Annotated in this window: 3 protein-coding genes and 1 pseudogene; 3 read left to right on the top strand and 1 reads right to left on the bottom strand. The window is 44.4% G+C overall.

The genetic code is table 11. The features are described 5' to 3' along the window. Both MoGM_RS03670 and MoGM_RS03665 read left to right on the top strand, forming a co-directional pair. Positions 1-613, top strand: a pseudogene (locus MoGM_RS03670) (glutamine synthetase type III); the annotation flags it as partial. Between the two features lie 20 nt (positions 614-633). Next, entirely contained in the window at positions 634-1,425 is a 792-nt protein-coding gene (locus MoGM_RS03665; RefSeq protein ID WP_104368802.1) for an aspartate dehydrogenase domain-containing protein, read from the top strand. Positions 1,426-1,525: 100 nt separating this feature from the next. On the opposite strand, the gene MoGM_RS03660 is transcribed toward MoGM_RS03665, so the two are convergent. After that, positions 1,526-2,422 (bottom strand): NAD(P)-dependent oxidoreductase, encoded by an 897-nt coding sequence (locus MoGM_RS03660; RefSeq protein WP_104368801.1) that lies wholly within the window; start codon positions 2,420-2,422, stop codon positions 1,526-1,528. A gap of 564 nt (positions 2,423-2,986) precedes the next feature. Here MoGM_RS03660 and MoGM_RS03655 point away from each other — a divergent pair. Continuing rightward, positions 2,987-3,508: a hypothetical protein gene (locus MoGM_RS03655; RefSeq protein WP_104368800.1), complete on the top strand. Its 522-nt coding sequence runs from the start codon at positions 2,987-2,989 to the stop codon at positions 3,506-3,508. The last annotated feature ends 140 nt before the right edge of the window (positions 3,509-3,648 follow it).

The raw sequence follows: 3,648 nt of genomic DNA, 5'->3' as shown, positions 1-3,648 counted from the left end.
AAAGGCATGCAAACCGATACGGTTTGACGGCAACGGATACAGCGACGAGTGGGTGAAAGAGGCTGAGAGAAGAGGCCTCGACTGCGAGAAGAGTTGTCCGATAGTATTCGAACGCTATCTCGACGAGACAAGCATAGACATGTTTGAGAGCACAAACGTGATGACAAGGAAAGAGCTCGAAGCACGCAACGAGGTGAAATGGGAGACATACGTGAAGCGTGTACAGATAGAAGCGCGCGTGATGGGCGACATGTCAATGAACCACATCATACCGGTAGCAACCCACTACCAGAGCACCCTTATACGCAACGTGCAGAGCATGAAAGCCGTTTTTCCGGAGAACAAGGCACTGAAACTGAGCACCCGCAACCTGAAACTCATTGAAGAGATTGCCCAACGGACCGAGACAATAGAACAACTCGTGGAGGAACTGACCGAAGCACGCCGCGTGGCAAACCGCATCGACAACATACACAGCCGTGCGATAGCATATCACGACACAGTGGAACCGAAGATGCAAGCCATACGCAAGGAGATTGACAGCCTCGAAATGATTGTAGAAGACGGCCTGTGGACACTACCGAAATACCGAGAACTGCTGTTCATCAGATAATACACACCAAAGGAAAAGAAATGAAAAGACTGGTAATAGCTGGATGCGGAAAATTGGGCACGATAGTGGCGGATGCCGTTCTGAACGGAATTTTACCCGAATATGAACTTATAGGGGTATTCTCTCGAACAGCGAAAAAAGCTGAAGCCATAGCAAACAAGGCTCATGAAAAAGGAATTGAATGCCGCATTGCGGAGAGTTTCGATAACCTGATTGACCTGAACCCCGACATAATGGTCGAGGCCGCCTCACCGGCCGCAATGAGACAATGGGCAGTCACGGCACTGAAACACGGAATATCAATCGTAACTCTGTCAATCGGTGCTTTCGCGGACGATGAATTCTATGATGAGGTGAGACACACGGCAAAAGACCATAACGCGCAGGTTTACATCGCATCGGGAGCAACGGGAGGGTTTGACGTGCTCCAAACAGCAACACTTATGGGCAATGCCAAAGCTGAATTTTTCAACGAAAAAGGACCGGATGCACTGAAAGGCACACCTGTATACGACGACTCTCTGCAAAAAGAAGAACACACTGTATTCAGCGGCACGGCATCTGAAGCCATCATACAATTCCCAACCAAGGTTAATGTGACCGTTGCCGCTGCCCGCGCATCGGTCGGACCGGATAACATGAAAGTTACCATACGCTCCACGCCTGGTTTCAAAGGCGATACACAACGTGTGGAAATACGCAACGAGCAAGTACATGCCGTAATAGATGTATACAGCGCTACGGCCGAGATTGCCGCATGGTCTGTGATAAACACGTTACGCAATATCACATCACCGATAGTATTCTGCTAAGCAGGCAAATCCTGTCGGCACGGCAATAAATAAGTCTGCCCTAAGACATTAAACATAGTTATCAATGTCTTAGGGCAGACTCATTCATAGACATCCGGCCTCACGCCTCGTTCAGATAGTTTTCGATATTATCCAAAACTTTATTACTTAACCTTACAAAGGCCTGTTGAGTGCGGCCTGTCGAAACACACATGCAACGTACATTAGGATGATAAAGGAAACGCCGGCCACCCAATGCTCCTTCCGTATCGCAGAAACAAATATTGTCTCCGTCTATCCACCTGGCAAAAGCATCCTCGTCCCATGCGGGAGACAAACCGGTGTTGAATAGAATCTTATGTTGTCCTAACCTGGCAAACTCGGCCTCATGCAGCAAAACGGTATTCTTGTTAAGACAACAGAACACCACATCACTCCGTTCCAAAAGGTCGCCAAGCGGCATAAAACGGTATCCCTTGGCTCCGGCATCAGCTTTTTCGCTACGGGCAAAATAAGCTATATCAGCACCAAAGAAATGCATGGCATCCGCTATCATACCGCCTGATTTACCCAGACCTACGATTCCAACTTTCAATCCCGTCATCTCACTTGGCTCACCGAACCATGCTTTCCCGCCAAATCCATGCATACAACGCACAAGTTCACTGACCGCATATTCCACCACTCCCTCATCGCCATAGTCACGTATACCGGTTACCGTTATTCCATGCTCACCGGCATACATAATATCCACATTGGCACTCTCAGGGGAGTAAAGCGAACAGCACATGCCTATATATCTCACATTGCCGCATCTGGCAATCACTTCCTTCGTCATGGTTGAGGTATAGCTGAGTAAGACGGCATCGGCATCCCCTATACGCCTTACTATCTCATCGGCATCAGCAGGTATATCGCCATACATCTCCACTTCATCCGCATAGTCGTGCAATCGCTTTTCGGCAGAAGGAACCATGCTCACAGGCTCTATCGCAACTATCTTTTTAAATCGTTTCATTTCAAATATAATAATATTATAGGAAAAAATATCTGTTTGCCTTCAAAGATAGTCTCTTTTGCGCTAAACACCAAACAAAAAAGACCCTTACTTTATATTTACACTATAATAAACATCAATAAAAACAGTATAATCAAACAAAAGCCTGAGATCAACAGTCTCTGGCAAACCAGATGTTTGCATAACGGAATAGATCCCTGTTGTAATTTACTGAAAATGAATTTTCAACCAAATAACAATAAATTGCCAACCCGGAATGCTATGTCTAAAGACACGATTGCTAATGTCATGTTGAAAACAATTACGTCAGAATTGTGTTCTCCAAAGATATTGATCATGTACTAAAATACAAATTACCGATAATTTTGAAATCTGGGCCGGTTATACACGTCAGCATTGATGACGAATGAAATAAAAAGACAATTCGGTACATCACATAATACAAATACCACAAAAAGAACTTTTAATAATTATATGTCTGGAATATTTTCATCTGTGGAGTGACGGAATAAACAAAAAAAAAGAGTAATTTCGCAAACAGATTACCGATAAACAGACATCTGTATGACGAAGGATTTTATTACCATAATAATTGTGGCAACGGCTTCTGTATTGTGGCTTACAGGGTGTGGAAATGGAGTAAGACGTAGTGAGGTGTCACATGAAGTGGTCGATGTTCCTGCTGTGATGTATGCCGAACAAATTACGATTAACGAGCTGCCGATTGTGTTGGAGAGATTGAAAAACAGGCAAACCGAATATGACTTCGTCGGAATTTGTTCCAGCCCCGTGGCATGTATCTATTTCATGCAGGAGAACGGTAAGTTTTATATCGACTATGAGGCAATCACTAAAAGTCAGCTCCCGTATCTTACAAAAATCAAACTGTTTGCCTCAGAACACGGCTACCCGACTGTGGAAAATACTTACGGAAACACTCCTATTGATTATCACGATATGACACATGCTCCTGTCCTCAGCCTCCGAATAGATACGGATACAGACAGCATAGCAAAAGTGGGCATACAGCTAATGCAAACCATATTCCAAGACAATGACAGTACGCTCTATGATATTGTTCCGTAAAATAGATGTTTTATCGGCTCTCATTTTCTCTTTTTTAATTGTTGTCTTGAATGTTGCCATGACATCTTTATTATTAGGAAAAAATAGGGTCAGCGGATTTTTCCGGTGGGCGGGAGAGAGTATCAAGAGTATAGTGTTAT

Source organism: Prevotella sp. MGM1 (assembly GCF_002933775.1).
GTDB lineage: Bacteria > Bacteroidota > Bacteroidia > Bacteroidales > Bacteroidaceae > Prevotella.
The sequence above is the reverse complement of the archived record's forward strand: the minus strand, read 5'-3'. Positions and strand labels throughout refer to the sequence as shown.

Excerpts from the sequence above, each read along its gene's own strand:
- MoGM_RS03665 (WP_104368802.1), top strand. The coding sequence starts at position 634 with ATGAAAAGACTGGTAATAGCTGGATGCGGAAAATTGGGCACGATAGTG.
- MoGM_RS03660 (WP_104368801.1), bottom strand. The coding sequence starts at position 2,422 with ATGAAACGATTTAAAAAGATAGTTGCGATAGAGCCTGTGAGCATGGTT.
- MoGM_RS03655 (WP_104368800.1), top strand. The coding sequence starts at position 2,987 with ATGACGAAGGATTTTATTACCATAATAATTGTGGCAACGGCTTCTGTA.